Raw genomic sequence first — 17,306 nt, 5'->3', positions numbered from 1 at the left:
CACCCACCGAGACCCTGATGGCCTATCGTCTAGATCCCACCGCTCCTCTCGACGCCGAGATCCGGCGCATCGCCGGCGAGCAGATCGATCGGGCGGTCGGGGATCTCGCCGGCCATGGCGAGGACGAGAGCGCGGTTCACGAGGCGCGCAAGCGCATGAAGAAGCTGCGCGCCCTGGTCCGCCTGGCGCGCGGGGCCCGGCCCGACTTCGCGCGCGACGAGAACGCGCGCTATCGCGACGCTGCCAAGGGCGTGGGCGGGGCGCGCGACCGCGTCGCGCTGATCGAGGCGCTGGACGGTTTGGCCGAGCGTTTCGCGGACGAGTCCCCTCGCCTCTTCGCGAAGGCGCGGCGTACGCTGGAGGAGCGGCGCGACCGCGCGCTCGGCTCGAACGGCGACCTGGCCGCGCGGGCGGCCGAAACCGCGGACGCGCTGCGCGCGGGCCGCTCGCGTCTCGACGGCTTCACGCTGCCTCATTCCGCCAAGCGCCAGCGCGACGCGCTGGCCGCCGGTCTGGCGCACAACCTGTCGCAGGCTCGTCGCGACCGCCGAGCCGTGCGCCGGCATGGCACGGCCGAAACCTTTCATGACCTGCGCAAGCGCATCAAGTATCTCGGCCACCATCTGCGCCTTCTGGAGCCGGTCTGGCCGGGGGTCCTCCAGGCGATGCGCGAGGACGCCGACCTGGCCGCCGAACACCTCGGGCGCGACCATGACTACGCCGTGCTCCTGACCGAGATCGAGGCCGAACCCGCCCGTTTCGGCACGAGCGCCGACGTCGCGCGGCTTCGCGCGCTCCTCGCGCGGCACGGCCAGGAGCTGCGTGCGCAAGCGCTGGCGCCCGTCGACCGCCTCCTGTCCGAGGCGCCGAAGGCCCTTGCGGACCGCCTCGCCCGCCTTTGGCGCGAGGCGCGTCGGGCGGGCGCCGACGGATCGAGCTAGGAAACGAGCCGCCCGCTCCCAATCGGCATCCTGCACCCGTCCGACCGCGTGAGCGGGGACGCGTCGACCGATGGGCTCAACGCGGCCCGGTCCGGCCCGTTCAATCCGGCCAGGTGCTCACGGCGCGGCGGCGGCGGCGCTCCAGGAAGTCGCTCGCGATCACCGTGTTGGACCGGCGCGCCGCCTCGAGTTCCTCGCCGAGGCGATGGGCGACGATCTCCGCCTCGCCGGGATGGAGGTTGCAGGGGTCGAGATAGAAGTAGCCGTGCTCGACCTCGTGGTCCCTGACGATCACGGGACGCTCGCCCTGCCCCAGCCGGTCGGCGAGGTCCCAGGCCGTGATATGGGCACGCGGAGCGTCCACGAGGACGCGCAGGCGATCCAGCGGGTTGTGGGTGGGATCGGGGTCGATCACGGGATCGACGCCGTCGAACGGTGCGAGCGTCTCCTGCCACAGGTCGAGCGCCGCCCGCTCGCGGGCGCGGATGCCGTCGTGGTCGCGCGTCTCCCAGGCTTCCAGCGCGGCGATCGTGCCGACGATCCCCTCCTTGCCGACCTTCATGCCGCGCCCGATGCCGTTGTTCTGCATGTAGGCGGCGCGCACCAGGTCCTTGCGACCGGCGACGATGCCGCCCGTCGGGCCGCCCAGGAACTTGTGCGAGGAGTAGAGCGCCAGGTCCGCCCCTTGTGCGAGGAAGCCCTTGAGGTCGTATTCCGAGGCCGCGTCCACGATCACCGGGACGCCGCGCGCGTGGGCGATCTCGATGAACTCGGCGAGCGACATCTGCCCGTACTGCACGACGTGGTGCGACACGACATAGAGCGCGGCCGCGGTGCGCTCGGTGATCGCGCCGGCCAGCTGATAGCTTTCCGCGCTGGTCGCCTGGCCGACCGGCACCACCTTGGCACCGGCCAGCCGGATGCCCTGCTCCACCGGCGCGCCGTAACCGACCAGATGGCCGGACTGGACCACGACCTCGTCGCGCGCGAGGCGGCTCGCATCGGGCAGGCGCTCGATCGCGGCGCGGTCGTCGCCTGTCATGGTGCCCGCGATGGCCAGCGTGATCGCGCCCGCGCAGGAGGCGGTCACGAAGCCCGCCTCGCCGCCCGTCAGCCGCGCGATGGTGCGGCTCGCGCGCTTCTGGAGATCGCCGATCTCGACGAACTGCGGCAGCGTGGCGGCGATCGCGGCCACCGCATCGGGCACGACGATCGAGGCGCCGAGCGAGGTCATCGTGCCCGAGGCGTTGATGATCGGGCGAAGGCCCATCTGGAGGCGGATGTCTTGGGTCATGGAAACGTCCTTGGGGATGCGAAGGCGGTTGGTGCGGAGATGACGGGTCGGTATGATCGCGCCCGGGCGGCATGCGCAGCGGAGTGACGGTTCACGACATGGACGCAAGAACGGGAGCGCAGGCGAGCGACGCCGGGGACGATCGCCCCGCGCGGCGCTCGCGCGTCAGCGGCATCGACCGGATGCTGCAGATCCTCGACCAGCTGCGCGACACGGGACGGCCGGCCACGGCCTACGACCTCGCCCACTCCGTCGGCGCGCCGCTCTCGACGATCTACACGATCGTCGACGACCTCGTGGGCAAGGGGCTGCTCGTGCGTAGCGAGGACGGCTCGATCTGGCTCGGGCCCCGCCTCTACCACTACGGGCTCGCCTACGAGCGTTCGATCGATCTGATGGCGATCGCCAAGGAGGAGATGGCGGACCTCAACCGCCAGCTCGGCGAGACGATCCAGATCTGCGGGCGCGACGCCGACATGATGGTGGTGCTGGCGATGGCGGAAGGACGCGACCACTTCCAGGTGACCTCGCGCGTCGGCTCGCGCGTGCCGCTCAACTGGGTGGCCTCGGGCCGCCTTCTGGTCGGCCATCTGCCGGACGAGGAGCGCATCGCCCTGTTCCGCCACTGCGCGCGGGTCTCGCCCACCGGCCGGGCCGAGACCGACGCCGAGACGCTGGCGAGCCAGTCGGCCGCGGCGCTGCGCGACCGACTGTCGATCCAGGCGGGCGAGTCGGCCTACGCGGTCGCCTGCGTCGCCGCCCCGATCGTCGACCGCGAGGGCGCCTGCAACGCGACGATCTCGGTGGTGCTGCCCGACTTCAAGGTGGGGCAGGCGCGCGAGCGCTACGCCGACGCCGTGCGCGAGGCGGCCCGCCGCATCGAGACGCGGCTCGGCTGGGCGCGGTCCCGCTAGCGCCGGGGCAGGCTCAGTCGATCGCAACGATCGCCTCGATCTCGACCGTGATGCGGCCGGGCAGTGAGCCGAAGCCGACCGCCGAGCGCGCATGCTGGCCCGCTGCCTCGCCGAAGACCTCGATGAAGAGGTCCGAGCAGCCGTTGATGATGGCGGGATGCTCGGCGAAGTCCGGTTCGGCGTTCACCATGCCCAGCAACTTCACGACGCGGCGCACGCGCGACAGGTCGCCCAGCGCCGCCTGCATCACGGCCAGAAGGTTGACCCCGGTCAGCCGGGCATGGGCGTAGGCCGCCTCGACCGACACGTCGGAGCCGACCTTGCCGGTGTGCATGAAGCCGTCGACCTCGCGGGGCCCCTGGCCGGAGAGGTAGAGAAGCTTGCCCTCCACGACATGGGTCACGAAGTTGGCGACCGGCGGCGGCGCGGGGGGAAGCTCGATGCCGAGCGCGGCAAGGCGCGCCCGGGGCGACGGGGCGGCGGCCGCCGAGGCGGCGGCGCTCTGGGATGGGGACACGGGAAGGGGCACTCCGAAGGATGGGAAGGGCGTCAGAGAAGGCCGGCTGCGGCCAGCTCGCCCTGGCGCAGGCAGGCGACAACATGGCCGGGGCCGACCGCCTCGTCGGGCGGGCGCGTCTGCTCGCAGACCGGCGCGGCATGCGGGCAGCGCGTGCGGAACACGCAGCCCGAGGGCGGATCGATCGGGCTCGGGATGTCGCCCTTGAGGAGGATGCGCTCGCGCCGCGCGGTCGGGTCGGGCACCGGCGCGGTCGCGATCAGCGCCTTCGTGTAGGGATGGCGCGGCCGGCGGTAGACCTCGCGGCTCGGTCCCCGCTCCATGATGCGTCCGAGATACATCACCACCACCTCGTCGCAGAGATATTCCACCACCGACAGGTCGTGGGCGACGAAGAGCAGGGTGAGGCCGAACTCGCGTTGCAGGTCCTGCAGGAGGTTCAGGATCTGGGCCTGCACGGAGACGTCGAGCGCCGAGACCGGCTCGTCGGCGACGATGAGGTCGGGCTCGACGGCGAGCGCGCGGGCGATGCCGATGCGCTGGCGCTGGCCGCCGGAGAACTCGTGCGGGTAGCGCCGCGCGTGCTCGGGCGACAGGCCGACGCGGGTCAGAAGCTCGGCGATGCGTGCCTCCCGCGCCGATCCCTTCGCCAGCCCGTGCGTATCGAGCGCCTCGGCGAGGATCGCGCCGACGCGCATGCGGGGGTTCAGCGAGGAATAGGGGTCCTGGAAGATGATCTGGAGGCGGCGGCGATAGGCGCGCATCTCGCGGTCGGTGAGCGTCAGGAGGTCGGCGCCCTCGAAGCGGGCCGTGCCCGCCGTCGGCTCCACGAGGCGCAGGATCGAGCGGCCGACCGTGGTCTTGCCGGAGCCGGATTCGCCGACGAGGCCGACGATCGAGCCGCGGCGCACCGAAAAGGACACGCCGTCCACCGCGCGCACCGTGCCGTGCCGGAGCGGGAAATGGGTCTTGAGGTCCTCGACCTCGAGGATCGGGCGATCCGCGTCGGGGCGGGTGTCGAGGGCTTGGCTCACAGGAGTTCGTGCCTCCAGCAGCGGCTGAGGCGGTCGGGGGCGACCGCGAACAGCGGCGGTACCTCGGCCGTGCATTTCGGGGCGGCGTAGCGGCAGCGCGGCGCGTAGGTGCAGCCGGGCGGCAGCGCCGTGATCGGCGGCACGCTGCCGGGAATGGGCGTCAGCGGCCGGCGCGTCCCGTCGGCGGCGATGTCGCGTGCCGCGTTCGGCGTCGAGGCGAGAAGCCCCTCGGTATAGGGATGCTTGGGGCGGGCGAAGAGGTCGCCGACCGGCGCCTGCTCCACGACGCGCCCGGCATACATCACCACCACACGCTTCGCGATCTCGGCGACGACGCCGAGATTGTGCGTGATGAACAGGATGCTCATGCCCATCTCGGCCTGGAGACGCGCGAGAAGGTCGAGGATCTGGGCCTGGATCGTCACGTCGAGCGCCGTGGTCGGCTCGTCGGCGATCAGGAGGCGCGGCGTGTTGGCGAGCGCCAGCGCGATCATCACGCGCTGGCGCATGCCGCCCGACATGTGATGGGGGTAGTCGTCGAGGCGCCGGCGCGCGGCCGGGATCTCGACGAGCTCCAGCATGCGGCCGGCGCGCTCGCGCGCCTCGGCTCGGCCGATCCGCTCGTGGAGCAGGATCATCTCCGCGATCTGGTCGCCCACCGTGAAGAGCGGGTTGAGGCTCGTCATCGGCTCCTGGAAGATCATGGCGATCTCGGTGCCGCGAAGGCGGCGCATCTCGCGCGGCGAAGCCTTGGCCAGGTCGCGCACCGCGCCCACCCGGTCGCGAAACAGGATCTCGCCCGCGACGATGCGGCCGGGATCGGCGAGAAGGCGCATGATCGACAGGCTCGTCACCGACTTGCCCGAGCCCGACTCGCCCACCACCGCGACGGTCTCGCCGCGCTTCAGGTCGAAGGTCACCCCGTCCACGGACTTCGCCACGCTCGTTCGCGCGACGAAGTGCGTCTGGAGGTCCCGGACGGACAGCAGGACGTCGTCGGGCAGCGCCGCCTGCATCAGCCGTGCGCCCCGCAGGTGCAGACCTTGGCCTCGCCCTCCTTGGGCATGTGGCGCGAGGCGCGCACCAGCGTCGAGCCCATCACCGCATGGCGCGGCTCGAACATGCGGGTCAGCGTGCCGAGCGCCCCTTGCGAGTCGCGCACCTTGAGATCGCTGTCGACGAGGTCGAAGACGGTCAGCTCCGCCTTTTTGCCGACGGCGAGAAGGTCGTCGGTCGCAAGGCCGACGGCCGACATCGGCGCGGTGGTGGATGCCGTGACCACGGCCTCGAAGGGCATGCCCACCGACAGGAGCTTCGACATGGTGGTCGCCATGTCCCAGACCGGGCCGTTCAGCGAGTGGTCGTGGAGGTCGGTCGAGATCGAGAACGGCAGGAGCCCGCGCTCGATGGCGACCTCGGCCACCTTGAACGAGAAGGATGCCCCGCCGTGCCCGACGTCGAGCCGGATGCCGCGGTCGGCGCACTTCACCACGAGGTCCCACAGGTCCTCGTCCTCGATGATCGAGCCGCCGGCCTTGCCGTTGAAGCAGTGGGTGATGACGTCGCCGGGGCGCAGCAACTCCAGGATCTCGTCGTAGGTCGGGGGCGGCTCGCCGACATGGATCATCATCGGCAGCTTCAGGATCTTGGCGACCTTCACCGCGACCTTGACCGGCGTGATGCCCCAGGAGCCGAGGATGACGTGGCTCGCCCGGCACTTGATGCCGACGATGAGGTCGCGGTTCGCCTCCACCACGGCCAGCGTCCGGTCGATGTCGATCGAGCGGATGTCGATCAGCTCCGACACGCGGTTGCAGGCCACCAGCCCGATCGAGCCGATGTTCAGGAAGGCGAGGATGCGCTCCTGCGCAGGCTCGATGATGTACTCGCGAAAGCCGTGGAAGGTCGCCTCGCCGGCCGAGCCGGCATCGACGATCGTGGTGACGCCGCGCTGGAGGCCGGCGAGCTGCGGGCGGATCGAGATGTCGGTGCCGCCATGCCAGACATGGGCGTGGAGGTCGGTCCAGCCGGGCGACACGAAGCCTCCCGCCCCGTCGACCTGCCGGGCGGCGGGCGGGGGGATCAGCGAGGCGCCGACCTGCGCGATGCGGCCGTCCGCGCCGACGAGGATGTCGGTGGCGGCGTCCGGCGCGGCGCCGGGCCGGAAGCCGACGGGCCGCACGTTGCGGATGAGGATGGGTTGGGCGTCCACGTCAGTCAGATGTCCTTGGCCAGTCGGGGGTCGAGAAGGTCGCGCAGTCCGTCGCCGACGAGCTGCAGCGACAGGACGGCGAGAACGATGGCGAGACCGGGGAAGAAGAGGATCCAGGGGGCCTGGTCGAGATACTGGCGCCCCTGCGCGATCATGGTTCCCCAGGTCGGCACGCTGGGCGACACGCCGACGCCGAGGAAGGACAGGCCCGCCTCCGCCAGCATGGCGCTCGCGAAGATGAAGGTGCCCTGGACGAGGATCGGCGACAGGAGGTTGCGCAGGACGTGGCGCACCATGATGCGCGGCGTCGAGACACCGAGCGCGCGCGCCGCCTCCACGTAGGGCAGCTCGCGGATCACCAGCGTCGAGGCGCGCACGATGCGCGCGAGGCGCGGGGCGTAGACGATGCCGAGCGCGGCGACGACGTTGACGACCGAGGGGCCGAGCGCCGAGACGAGCGCGATCGCGAGCAGGATGTCGGGAAAGGCCATCATGGCGTCGATGAGGCGGGCGAGCGGCGCGTCGAGCCGCCGGAAGAAGCCGGCGAGCAATCCCAGCGTCACGCCGATCAGGCTGGACACCACGACCACGGAGAGGCCGACGAGAAGCGACAGCCGGCCGGCGACGGCCAGGCGCGTGAACACGTCGCGCCCGAAGTCGTCGGTGCCGAAGAGGTTGACGCCGGAGGGCGGCTTCAGCCGGTTGGCGAGCGACAGGCGCGAGGGCGAGTAGGGCGAGAGCCAGGGGCCCGCGATCGCCAGCGCGAGAATCAGCGCGAGAACGACGATCCCCGCGAGAACCGCCCGGCGCCGCAGGAGCGCACGCAGGACGCCGAGCCGGCCGGACGCGCCGCCGGGGCTGAGCGTTGCCACGGCCGCCATCAGGTGCGCACTCGCGGGTCGACGAGGATGTAGAGCATGTCGATCGCGAAGTTGATGAGGACGTAGAGGCCCGCCACCACGAGAAGCGCACCCTGGATCACGGGATAGTCGCGCCGCAGCACGGCATTGACCACGAGGTTGCCGACGCCCGGCAGGCTGAACACGGTTTCGGTGACGACGGCGCCCGAGATCAGGAGCGCGGCGGTCAGCCCCACCACGGTCAGGATCGGGATCAGCGCGTTCTTCAGGGCATGCCGGACCACGACGCGCGTCTCGCTCATGCCCTTGGAGCGGGCGGTGCGCACGTAGTCGTCGCCGAGAACGTCGAGCATCGAGGCGCGGGTGAAGCGGATGATGAGGGCCGACGACACGATGCCGAGCGCCACCGCCGGCAGGACGAGATGGCCGAGCCGCTCGGCAAAGCTGGCGCCCGGCCCGCCGTAGCCGGATGCGGGAAACCAGCCGAGGCGCACGGCGAAGAACTGGATCAGGATCAGGCCGAGCCAGAAGCTCGGGATGCTGGCGGCGAGCATCGCCAGCGTGGTGGCCGCCTGGTCGAACAGGGAGCCGCGCCGGTAGGCGGCGTAGATGCCGATCGGAAGCGCGATCGCGACCGCGATGAGAAGCGAGAAGAGCGTCAGGAAGAAGGTCGGCTCGGCGCGGTCGGCGAGCGCCGTCAGAACCGGCTGGTCGAGGAAGATCGAGCGGCCGAAGTCGCCGCGCACGACGTCGGCGAGATACTGGCCGTATTGCACGAGAAGCGGCCGGTCGAGGCCGAGCTGCGCGCGCAAGGCCGCGATGTCGGCCTGCGTGGCGTCGGGCCCCAGCATCACGGCGGCCGGGTCGCCGGGCGTCACGCGCACGATCACGAAAACGATCGTGACGACGATGAGCATGACGACCAGCATGCCGACGAGGCGATGGGCGATGGTGCGGATCATGAACGTTCCGGCAAGAGGGCTCGGAGCGCCGGCGGCGGCGCTCCGGAAGGAACAGCGGCGGCTTACTTCGCCAGGTACGCGTTCCAGAAGTACGGCCACGGCGCGGGCGTCACGCCCTGGAGCGCGGGCGACTTGGCAGCCACCGCGTTGAAGTCGCCGACCTTGAAGGCGGGCACCTCGTCGTAGAACACGCGCTGCACCTCGCCGAAGAGCGCGGCGCGCTTGGCCGGGTCGGCCTCGGTGTTGAAGGCGTTCAGGGCCTTGGTCTTGGCCTCCGACACCCACCAGCCGGGCGAGGTGTCCTGCATGACGCCGATCAGCGAGGGCTCGGGTAGGAAGGGCGAGTGCGAGATGAAGATGTCCCAGGCGGCGGGATCCTGACGGCGCTGGGTCAGCGTGGCCCAGTCCACGACGTCGAGCTTCACCTCGAGCCCGGCCTGGCGCAGGTACTCGGCCGCGACCTCGGCCATCTTGTAGTGGAACTCGTACTGGCGGCTGGTGAGGATGCGCAGCGGCGTCGAGCCGTCATAGCCGGCTTCCTGCAAGGCCGCGGCCGCAGCTTCCGGGTCGCCCTTGCCGTAGGCCGAGACGCCCTCCTCGTTGTGCCAGTTGTAGCCGTCCGGGTAGAGCGCGCCGTCGACCGCGTAGAAGTCCGCGGAGCCGAAGCCGGCGATTAGCATGTCCTCGGGGTTGAGGGCGGTGAGCACGGCGCGACGCTTGGCGACGTCCGACAGGAGGCCTTGCTTGGTGTTCATCACGAAGACCGGCCAGCCGAAGGGCTTCAGCGTCACGGCTTCCGTCTTGCCGCCCTGGAGACGGCCGACCGACTCGACGGGAATGGAGTCGGCATAGGCGAACTGGCCGGCGACCGCGCCTTCCACGCGCGTGTTGGGATCGGGCACGGGCACGAAGCGGATCTCGTCGAGATACTGGTGGCGCGCGCCGCCGTAGCCGTTGGCGGCGTCCTCGCGCGGCTTATAGCCGGGAAAGCGCACGAGCTGGATATACTGGTCGGGCTTTCGCTCCTTGAGGCTGTAGGGTCCGGTGCCGACCGGTTTCTCCAGAGGCACCGCGACATTCTCCTCGGGCAGGACCACGGCCGCCGAGTTGTTGAAGGCGAGAAGCGAGAGGAGCGGCGCGAAGGGCTCCTTCAGCGTGATGCGAACGGTGAGCGGGTCGACGGCTTCCACCGAGGCGATGTGCGTGGCCGCCTGCTGGCCGCGCGAGGCCACGGTCTGCCAGCGCTTGAGCGAGGCGAGGACATCGGCCGAGTCCATGGCGGAGCCGTCGTGGAAGGTGATCCCCTCGCGAAGGCGGACGGTGTAGGTGCGCCCGTCCGCCGAGATCTCCGGCAGGTCGGCGGCCAGCAGCGGCACCACGGCCCAGTCGCTGCCGAACGTGTAGAGCGTCTCGAACATGTGCTGCGAGACGATGCCCACGAGATCGGCGGTGGACGCCATCGGATCCAGCGTCGGTGGCTCGCCGATCGTCGCGACGTCGATGACCCCGCCGCGCGCGGGCTCGCTTGTCTGGGCCGTGGCGGCAGAACTCAGAAGGGCTGCCGACAGAGCGGCAAGGAGACAAGCCATTCGCATCGCGTCACTATTCCCTAGTTGTGAAATATATTCCTTACAAGTAGGGCAGGAGTTGCGCCGTCCGTCAATCAGGCAATTTTCACCAATGCTCGATTTGGTGCAGGACCCCAGCGATTTCGGCTCGAGGCATCCCGCGAAACGGGCTGTGCCGCTGTTGAAAAAAGACCTGCGTCGAACCCGTGGAGGCATATCGGCTGCTTCCCAGCCGGCGGAACCGCCGGTCTGGTGCTTGCCGGAGCGGTGCGGAAGGCGGTAGCCCATCCTGCCCGGGCTTGGCCGGGCGAACACGGGAGCGGACGGGTGGCCGGACACGGGCTGGCGCGGGTTTTGTCGAAGCGGGGCCATTGCTCGCGCTCGGAAGGCGAGCGTCTGGTTCGGGCGGGACGCGTGCGGGTCGATGGTCGCATCGTGCGCGATCCCGAGCACCGGACCGGCGAGGACGCGCGCATCGAGGTGGACGACGCCGGGATCGCGCAGGAGGCCTTCCGCTATCTCGCGCTCAACAAGCCGCGCGGGCTGGTGACGACGCGCCACGACCCCGAGGGGCGCCCCACGGTCTACAGCTGCCTGGACGGGCTCGACCTGCCGCACGTGGCGCCGGTCGGGCGTCTCGACCGGGCCAGCGAGGGCCTGCTTCTCTTCACCAACGACACGGGCTGGGCGAGCGCCGTTCTGGAAGGCGACGGCGCGCCCCTCAAGCGCTACCACGTGCAGATCGATCGCGCGGCGGACGAGCGGCTTCTCGCCGTCCTGACCAGGGGAGCCGAGGACCGGGGCGAGCGGCTGGCGGCCCGGGAGGCACGGCTCCTGCGCACGGGTACGCGCAACGCATGGCTGGAGATCGTGCTCGACGAGGGGCGCAACCGGCACATTCGCCGGCTGCTCCAGACCCAAGGGGTCGAGGTACTGCGCCTTGTGCGGGTCGCGATCGGCTCCCTCGCGCTCGGCGACCTGGCCAAGGGCTCCGTGCGCGATCTGACCGTGGACGAGGTGCGGATGCTGGGGCGCGGCAATTGACCCTGGCGCTATCACCGGCCGAGGCGCGGCGCATCGCCATTCGGGCGCAGGGGCTCGGGCGCCCGCGGCCCGAGCGCGTCGACGCCGGGCACTTTCGGCGCAACATCGACCGGCTGGCCCTTCATCAGATCGACAGCGTCAACGTCGTGGCGCGCGCCCACTACCTGCCCGCCTTCTCGCGGCTCGGCCCGTACGAGACCGCGCTTCTCAACCGCGACGCCTGGGGGCGGCGCTCGGAGCGGCGGCTCTTCGAGTACTGGGCGCACGAGGCCTCGCTCGTACCGCTCGACCTGTGGCCGGCCCTCCGGTGGCGCATGGGGCGGGCGGACCGGGGCGAGATCGGCTACGACCGCCTTCGCCTCTTCGCCACCGAGCGCCGCGCGGAGGCCATGGCGCTTCTCGAGCGCATTCGCGAGGACGGTCCGCTCGCCGCCTCGGATCTCGGAACCGGGCGCACCGGCTGGTGGGAATGGTCGGAGCCCAAGCGCCAGCTCGAGTGGCTGTTCTGGGCGGGCCATGTCACGACGAAGACCCGCCGGCGCGGCTTCGAGCGCGTCTACGACCTGCCCGAGCGTGTCCTGCCCGCCGCCGTCGCGGATCGGCCCGCGCTCCCGGAGGACGAGGCGCACCGCGTCCTTGTCGAGCGCTCGGCCCGCGCACTGGGCGTCGCGACGCCCGGCGAGTTGCGCGACTACTTCCGCTTGACCTTGCCCGAGACGCGGCGGGCGGTGGAGGAACTCGTGGAGGCTGGCGTGCTCGTAGCCGCCGCCGTTCCCGGCTGGCCACACGCCTTTCTTCATCGCGACGCCGCGCGGCCGCGGCGTGTGGCGGGCGCGGCGCTTCTGGCGCCCTTCGACCCGCTGGTCTGGGAGCGGGCCCGCGCCGAGCGCCTCTTCGGGTTCCGCTACCGGATCGAGATCTACGTGCCGGCCCCTCTGCGCCAGCACGGCTACTACGTCCTGCCCTTCCTCTTCGGCGACGCGCTCGTCGCCCGCGTCGATCTCAAGAGCGACCGGCAGAACGGTCGCCTTCTCATCCATGCCGTGCATTGGGAACCCGGCGCGCCGGACGAGGCTGCCGACGCGCTGCGGGTGGAACTCGGCGCCCTCGCGCGCTGGCTGAACCTAGCGGAAATCGCGATGCCGGGGGCCTGAGGCCCGCTCGTTTCGCGGATCCGACATCCCGCGCAAAACTGGTTCGCCCGGGCGCTCCATCGCGGTCGCTCGTTCGTCGCACGGATCGTTCGCAAGACTTATCTCAGGTCCCACACCCATCTGCAGAAGCCGCTTGCCATGACCGACGCCGCATTCTCCGCGCGCCCCGCGCCGCTCTCCGCACCCTTCGACCGGGGGCCGGGCCTGGCGGCCGCCGCCGCGCTTCTTCTGGGAACGCTTCTGATCGGGGCGGGCTTCGGCATACGCCAGGGCGCGCTGTTCCTGCTCGGCGGCGCGCTCGGCCTCGTCCTCTACCACGCCGCCTTCGGTTTCACCTCGGCTTGGCGGGTCTTTCTGCTGGAGGGGCGCGGCCGGGGTCTGCGCGCGCAGATGGTGATGCTGGCACTCGCCGTCCTCTTGTTCTTCCCCGTGCTCGCCTCGGGCTCGCTGTTCGGCCAACCGGTCTCGGGCAACGTGTCGCCGCTCGGGACCTCTGTGGTGATCGGCGCCTTCCTGTTCGGCATCGGCATGCAGATGGGCGGCGGCTGCGCGTCGGGCACCCTGTTCACGGCGGGCGGCGGCAATGCCCGCATGCTGGTGACGCTCCTGTTCTTCGTCGTCGGCTCGGTGCTCGCCACGATCCACTTCTCTTGGTGGACGGCCCTCCCCTCGCTGCCCCCGGTCTCGCTGGTCGAGACGTTCGGCGCGGGCGGGGGCATCCTCGTCTCGCTCGCCTTGTTTGCATTAATCGCCGCTGCCACGATCGTGGTCGAGCGGCGTCGCAACGGGGAGCTGGAGTCGGAAGCGCCAAGCCGCACCCAGGGGCTGCGCCGGTTCCTGCATGGTCCCTGGCCGCTGGTTGCGGGCGCCGTCGCACTGGCCGTTCTCAACTTCGCGACGCTGGCCATCGCCGGCCGGCCCTGGGGCATCACCTCGGCATTCGCGCTCTGGGGTGCCAAGGGGGCGCAGGTGCTGGGCTTCCAGCCCGAGACCTGGAGCTACTGGCAGACCCCCGGCAATGCGAAGGCGCTCGCCTCCTCGGTGTTTGCCGACATCACCTCGGTGATGGACTTCGGCATCATCGCGGGCGCCATGCTCGCCGCCGCGCTCGCCGGCCGCTTCGCGCCCTCCTTGCGCATTCCGCCGCGCCAGATCCTGGCCTCGGTCGTCGGCGGCCTGCTGCTCGGCTACGGCGCGCGCATCGCCTACGGCTGCAACATCGGAGCTTACTTCTCCGGCATCGCGAGCGGCTCCCTCCACGGCTGGCTCTGGCTGGTGGCGGCCTTCGTCGGCAACGGGGTGGGCGTGCGGCTTCGCCCGTTCTTCTTCGGCGAGGGCGCGCGAGGGAATGCCGGCGCCGGCAACGCCTAGACATTCCGGTTCCCGTCCGGCGTTGGAACCAGTATAGGCAGGGGCATGAGCGCCACGCCCCTGTCCCATATCCGCAACTTCTCGATCGTCGCCCATATCGACCATGGGAAATCGACGCTCGCCGACCGTCTGATCCAGCTGACCGGCGGGCTCGACGCCCGGGAGATGGCCGGCAAGGAGCAGGTGCTCGACAACATGGAGATCGAGCGCGAGCGCGGGATCACCATCAAGGCGCAAACCGTGCGCCTCGAGTACAAGGCGGCCGACGGCGAGCAATACGTCCTCAACCTCATCGACACGCCGGGTCACGTCGACTTCGCCTACGAGGTGTCGCGGAGCCTGAGCGCCTGCGAGGGCGCGCTTCTGGTGGTGGACGCGGCGCAGGGCGTCGAGGCGCAGACGCTCGCCAACGTCTATCTCGCGCTCGACAACGATCTCGAGATCGTACCCGTCCTCAACAAGATCGATCTGCCCGCCGCCGAGCCCGACAAGGTCAAGGCGCAGATCGAGGAGGTGATCGGCATCGACGCCTCCGAGGCGGTCATGATCTCGGCCAAGTCCGGCATCGGCATCGAGGAGGTCCTGGAGGCGATCGTCAAGCGCCTGCCGGCGCCGACCGTCGGCGACCGCGCCAAGCCCCTCAAGGCGATGCTGGTGGATTCGTGGTACGATGCCTATCTCGGCGTCGTCGTGCTGGTGCGCGTCATCGACGGCGAGCTGCGCAAGGGCCAGACCATCCGCATGATGGGCACCGACGCCAAGTATCCGGTCGACCGGGTCGGCGTGTTCACGCCCAAGATGGTCAACATGGACGCGCTCGGACCCGGCGAGCTCGGCTTCATCACCGCCTCGATCAAGGAGGTGGCCGACACACGCGTCGGCGACACGATCACCGAGGACAAGCGCCCGACGGCCGAGATGCTGCCGGGCTTCAAGCCGGCGCAGCCGGTCGTGTTCTGCGGCCTCTTCCCGACCGACGCGGCCGACTTCGACGACCTGCGCGCCGCCATGGGCAAGCTGCGCCTGAACGATGCGTCCTTTTCGTTCGAGATGGAGTCCTCGGCGGCGCTCGGCTTCGGCTTCCGCTGCGGCTTCCTTGGCCTTCTGCACCTCGAGATCATCCAGGAGCGCCTGAGCCGCGAGTTCGACCTCGACCTCATCGCGACCGCGCCCTCCGTCGTCTACAAGATCGAGATGACCGACGGGTCGCATATCGACCTGCACAACCCCGCCGACATGCCGGACGTCGTGCGCATCGCCCATATCGAGGAGCCTTGGATCAAGGCGACGATCCTGACCCCGGACGACTATCTCGGCAATATCCTGACGCTCTGCCAGGAGCGGCGCGGCATCCAGACCGACCTGTCCTATGTCGGCAAGCGCGCCATGGTCTCCTACGAGCTGCCGCTGAACGAGGTGGTCTTCGACTTCTACGACCGCCTGAAGTCGATCTCGAAGGGCTATGCCTCGTTCGACTACCAGCTCTCGGACTATCGTGAGGGGGATCTGGTGAAGCTCTCGGTTCTCGTGAACGCCGAGCCGGTGGACGCCCTGTCCATGCTGGTCCACCGCACGCAGGCCGAGCGGCGCGGACGCGCCATGTGCGAGAAGCTGAAGGAGCTGATCCCCAACCACCTCTTCAAGATCCCGATCCAGGCGGCGATCGGCGGCAAGGTCATCGCGCGCGAGACCATCTCGGCCCTGCGCAAGGACGTCACCGCCAAGTGCTACGGCGGCGACGCCAGCCGCAAGCGCAAGCTCCTCGACAAGCAGAAGGAGGGCAAGAAGCGCATGCGCCAGTTCGGCAAGGTCGACATCCCGCAGGAAGCCTTCATCGCCGCCCTGAAGATGGATGGGTGAGGCGGGCCTATCGTCGATCACGACGGGCCTTGCCCGATTTCAAGGATCGGGATCGGGGCCGCTGCCTCGATGGAAGGTCGGGTCGGGGCGGCAAGGAGATGTCGAACCGTGTCGTCCTCCGCGACAACGCATGCGGCCGGGTCGCTGGAACGGAGACTCCGGAAGCCAGCCGCCACCTGCCGCCCGTTCTCTGAACGACGCGGCCTGATCGCCCGAATGGAAAACCTTATTCGACGGTCGGCCGCATGCGACGGGCGGACCGGCATCCCCGTCTCGCCATGAGACACGTTCTTCGTTTTGGGTAACTGTGCGCGGCGCCGCACGGATCCGAAGGTCCGTGGTCATCGCAGTCGTCGCTGACGTCGTCTTACCAACGTCGACGAGCTACTTTCCGGACCGCCGACGACCGCGGTCGGATGCGAGTTGAGCCGCTTCCATGAAAGCCTTGGTCGCGTCCGGATCGCCATCACAGGGCTGGCTGGACAGGCTCGAAACGACAAGAGGCCCGGCTTTCGCCGGGCCCCTCTTATGTCTGGATCGATGATCCGATCGCGTGGTGCGATCAGAACTCGCGCTGGAAGCGCAGGAAGCCCGACACCTGGTCCTCGTCGCCGAGGCCGTCGAACTCGACGTTGCGGTAGGAGACTTCCGCCAGCGACTTGAAGTTCGGGGTGATCGCGTAGCCGATGTTGCCGACAAAGGCGTAGTACTCGCCCTCGCCCACGATCGTACCGGGCAGGAACTGGCCGTTCGGAAGCTGACGCAGTGTGGCGAAGGTCGTCTCGAAGGTCTCGCCGTACTGGCCGGACACCGCGATGCCGAGCTTGCCGAAGCCCTGCGCGTAGCCCGCACCGGCGGCCCACTCGAGGAATAGCGGGAAGGAGCCCGGGGTCGGGTTGTTGATGTTCGGGTTGTTGGCCGCGAACGTGCCGGTCGTGGCGATACCCGTGATCACCGAGTAGACGGTCGGGTCGAAGGCGTAGTGACCCTCGATCTTCAGCTGCGACTCGGCCGCGAGCAGATCCTTGAGGAGCACGCCGCCCTTCAGAGCGAAGGCGTCGTTGTTGCCGTCCTGCAGGAGCGTCGGGCTGTTGCCGAGCGTCGGGACGAAGAACGTGTTGCCGAAGGCGAAGTTCGTGGTGCCGAAGGCCGCCGTCACGTTGTTCTGGTTGAAGGTCTCGTCGTAGACGGCCGACAGGTACGCACCGCCCCAGGCGCCCGAGTACACGAGCTTGGCGTGGACGTCCGGAACAACGTCGCCAGTGTTGTCGTCTTCGAGGCCGATCGTGGCCGAGAAGCCGCCGAGCGCGAAGGTGTAGTTGACCTGGTTGGTCGAGAAGTCGCCCACCACGAGGTCGGTGTCGGTGAGCAGGCCGTCCTCGAGACCGCCGATGCCCGACGACCACAGTGTGTCGCGGTAACCCATGAGCAGGCCGCCGAGCTGCAGGTAGGCCTGGTCGATCGCGACGCCGTTGTTGGCGCCCGAGGTGTTGGTGGCCTGCAGGCGAACGAAGGCGCGCAGCGTGCCGAGCTCGGTCTCCTCGCGGGCGTCGAAGTTGATGCGGGCGCGAACGC

The 17,306-nt window shown here is 69.9% G+C and carries 15 protein-coding genes; 6 read left to right on the top strand and 9 right to left on the bottom strand.

The features are described 5' to 3' along the window. Positions 1-17 precede the first annotated feature (17 nt). Positions 18-941, top strand: coding sequence for a CHAD domain-containing protein (locus tag BLQ76_RS02810; protein WP_090668496.1), 924 nt, complete (start codon positions 18-20; stop codon positions 939-941). A gap of 100 nt (positions 942-1,041) precedes the next feature. Here BLQ76_RS02810 and BLQ76_RS02805 read toward each other — a convergent pair whose 3' ends face one another. Beyond that, the gene (locus tag BLQ76_RS02805) at positions 1,042-2,235 is read right to left on the bottom strand and encodes an aminotransferase class V-fold PLP-dependent enzyme (protein ID WP_090668495.1); all 1,194 of its coding nucleotides are present in this window, start codon (positions 2,233-2,235) and stop codon (positions 1,042-1,044) included. Between the two features lie 98 nt (positions 2,236-2,333). Here BLQ76_RS02805 and BLQ76_RS02800 point away from each other — a divergent pair, with 98 nt between their 5' ends. Beyond that, a complete protein-coding gene (locus BLQ76_RS02800) occupies positions 2,334-3,149 on the top strand; it encodes an IclR family transcriptional regulator (RefSeq protein ID WP_090669544.1) in 816 nt (271 codons plus the stop codon). A gap of 13 nt (positions 3,150-3,162) precedes the next feature. Here BLQ76_RS02800 and BLQ76_RS02795 read toward each other — a convergent pair whose 3' ends face one another. The 7 genes from BLQ76_RS02795 to BLQ76_RS02765 form a co-directional block, all read right to left on the bottom strand. Beyond that, positions 3,163-3,666 carry a RidA family protein gene (locus tag BLQ76_RS02795; protein WP_090668493.1) on the bottom strand — a complete coding sequence of 168 codons (504 nt, stop codon included), beginning with the start codon at positions 3,664-3,666 and terminating at the stop codon, positions 3,163-3,165. Positions 3,667-3,698: 32 nt separating this feature from the next. After that, on the bottom strand, positions 3,699-4,700 hold the full coding sequence (locus BLQ76_RS02790; protein ID WP_244519445.1) for an ABC transporter ATP-binding protein: 1,002 nt from the start codon (positions 4,698-4,700) through the stop codon (positions 3,699-3,701). After that, on the bottom strand, positions 4,697-5,716 hold the full coding sequence (locus BLQ76_RS02785) for an ABC transporter ATP-binding protein (protein ID WP_090668487.1): 1,020 nt from the start codon (positions 5,714-5,716) through the stop codon (positions 4,697-4,699). Before BLQ76_RS02785 ends, BLQ76_RS02790 begins: the two co-directional genes overlap by 4 nt. Further along, complete coding sequence (locus BLQ76_RS02780) at positions 5,716-6,921, bottom strand: amidohydrolase/deacetylase family metallohydrolase (RefSeq protein WP_090669542.1); 1,206 nt, start codon at positions 6,919-6,921, stop codon at positions 5,716-5,718. The genes BLQ76_RS02785 and BLQ76_RS02780 overlap by 1 nt, the downstream gene beginning before the upstream one ends. Next, complete coding sequence (locus BLQ76_RS02775; RefSeq protein WP_090668484.1) at positions 6,918-7,793, bottom strand: ABC transporter permease; 876 nt, start codon at positions 7,791-7,793, stop codon at positions 6,918-6,920. The genes BLQ76_RS02780 and BLQ76_RS02775 overlap by 4 nt, the downstream gene beginning before the upstream one ends. Further along, positions 7,793-8,734 carry an ABC transporter permease gene (locus tag BLQ76_RS02770; protein WP_170842440.1) on the bottom strand — a complete coding sequence of 314 codons (942 nt, stop codon included), beginning with the start codon at positions 8,732-8,734 and terminating at the stop codon, positions 7,793-7,795. The genes BLQ76_RS02775 and BLQ76_RS02770 overlap by 1 nt, the downstream gene beginning before the upstream one ends. Before the next feature lie 62 nt (positions 8,735-8,796). Next, positions 8,797-10,329 (bottom strand): ABC transporter substrate-binding protein, encoded by a 1,533-nt coding sequence (locus tag BLQ76_RS02765; protein WP_090668481.1) that lies wholly within the window; start codon positions 10,327-10,329, stop codon positions 8,797-8,799. Between the two features lie 300 nt (positions 10,330-10,629). On the opposite strand from BLQ76_RS02765, the gene BLQ76_RS02760 reads away from it, so the two are divergent. The 4 genes from BLQ76_RS02760 (at position 10,630) to lepA (ending at position 15,731) form a co-directional block, all read left to right on the top strand. Beyond that, on the top strand, positions 10,630-11,346 hold the full coding sequence (locus BLQ76_RS02760) for a pseudouridine synthase (protein ID WP_244519444.1): 717 nt from the start codon (positions 10,630-10,632) through the stop codon (positions 11,344-11,346). After that, positions 11,343-12,500, top strand: a complete 1,158-nt coding sequence (locus BLQ76_RS02755; RefSeq protein ID WP_090668475.1) for a winged helix-turn-helix domain-containing protein — start codon at positions 11,343-11,345, stop codon at positions 12,498-12,500. The genes BLQ76_RS02760 and BLQ76_RS02755 overlap by 4 nt, the downstream gene beginning before the upstream one ends. Before the next feature lie 138 nt (positions 12,501-12,638). Continuing rightward, entirely contained in the window at positions 12,639-13,871 is a 1,233-nt protein-coding gene (locus tag BLQ76_RS02750) for a YeeE/YedE family protein (RefSeq protein ID WP_090668473.1), read from the top strand. A 45-nt stretch (positions 13,872-13,916) separates the two neighbouring features. Continuing rightward, positions 13,917-15,731, top strand: coding sequence for a translation elongation factor 4 (gene lepA, locus BLQ76_RS02745; RefSeq protein WP_090668470.1), 1,815 nt, complete (start codon positions 13,917-13,919; stop codon positions 15,729-15,731). Positions 15,732-16,293: 562 nt separating this feature from the next. Here lepA and BLQ76_RS02740 read toward each other — a convergent pair. Beyond that, a partial coding sequence (locus BLQ76_RS02740; protein WP_090669536.1) for a porin occupies positions 16,294-17,306 on the bottom strand: 1,013 nt, incomplete at its 5' end.

It is taken from the genome of Aureimonas jatrophae (assembly GCF_900104035.1).
In the GTDB taxonomy this organism is placed as follows: Bacteria; Pseudomonadota; Alphaproteobacteria; order Rhizobiales; family Rhizobiaceae; genus Aureimonas; species Aureimonas jatrophae.
This window is presented reverse-complemented; position numbering and strand designations above follow the sequence as displayed.

Excerpts from the sequence above, each read along its gene's own strand:
- BLQ76_RS02775 (WP_090668484.1), bottom strand. The coding sequence starts at position 7,793 with ATGGCGGCCGTGGCAACGCTCAGCCCCGGCGGCGCGTCCGGCCGGCTC.
- BLQ76_RS02765 (WP_090668481.1), bottom strand. The coding sequence starts at position 10,329 with ATGCGAATGGCTTGTCTCCTTGCCGCTCTGTCGGCAGCCCTTCTGAGT.
- BLQ76_RS02770 (WP_170842440.1), bottom strand. The coding sequence starts at position 8,734 with ATGATCCGCACCATCGCCCATCGCCTCGTCGGCATGCTGGTCGTCATG.
- lepA (WP_090668470.1), top strand. The coding sequence starts at position 13,917 with ATGAGCGCCACGCCCCTGTCCCATATCCGCAACTTCTCGATCGTCGCC.
- BLQ76_RS02805 (WP_090668495.1), bottom strand. The coding sequence starts at position 2,235 with ATGACCCAAGACATCCGCCTCCAGATGGGCCTTCGCCCGATCATCAAC.
- BLQ76_RS02800 (WP_090669544.1), top strand. The coding sequence starts at position 2,334 with ATGGACGCAAGAACGGGAGCGCAGGCGAGCGACGCCGGGGACGATCGC.
- BLQ76_RS02785 (WP_090668487.1), bottom strand. The coding sequence starts at position 5,716 with ATGCAGGCGGCGCTGCCCGACGACGTCCTGCTGTCCGTCCGGGACCTC.
- BLQ76_RS02810 (WP_090668496.1), top strand. The coding sequence starts at position 18 with ATGGCCTATCGTCTAGATCCCACCGCTCCTCTCGACGCCGAGATCCGG.
- BLQ76_RS02750 (WP_090668473.1), top strand. The coding sequence starts at position 12,639 with ATGACCGACGCCGCATTCTCCGCGCGCCCCGCGCCGCTCTCCGCACCC.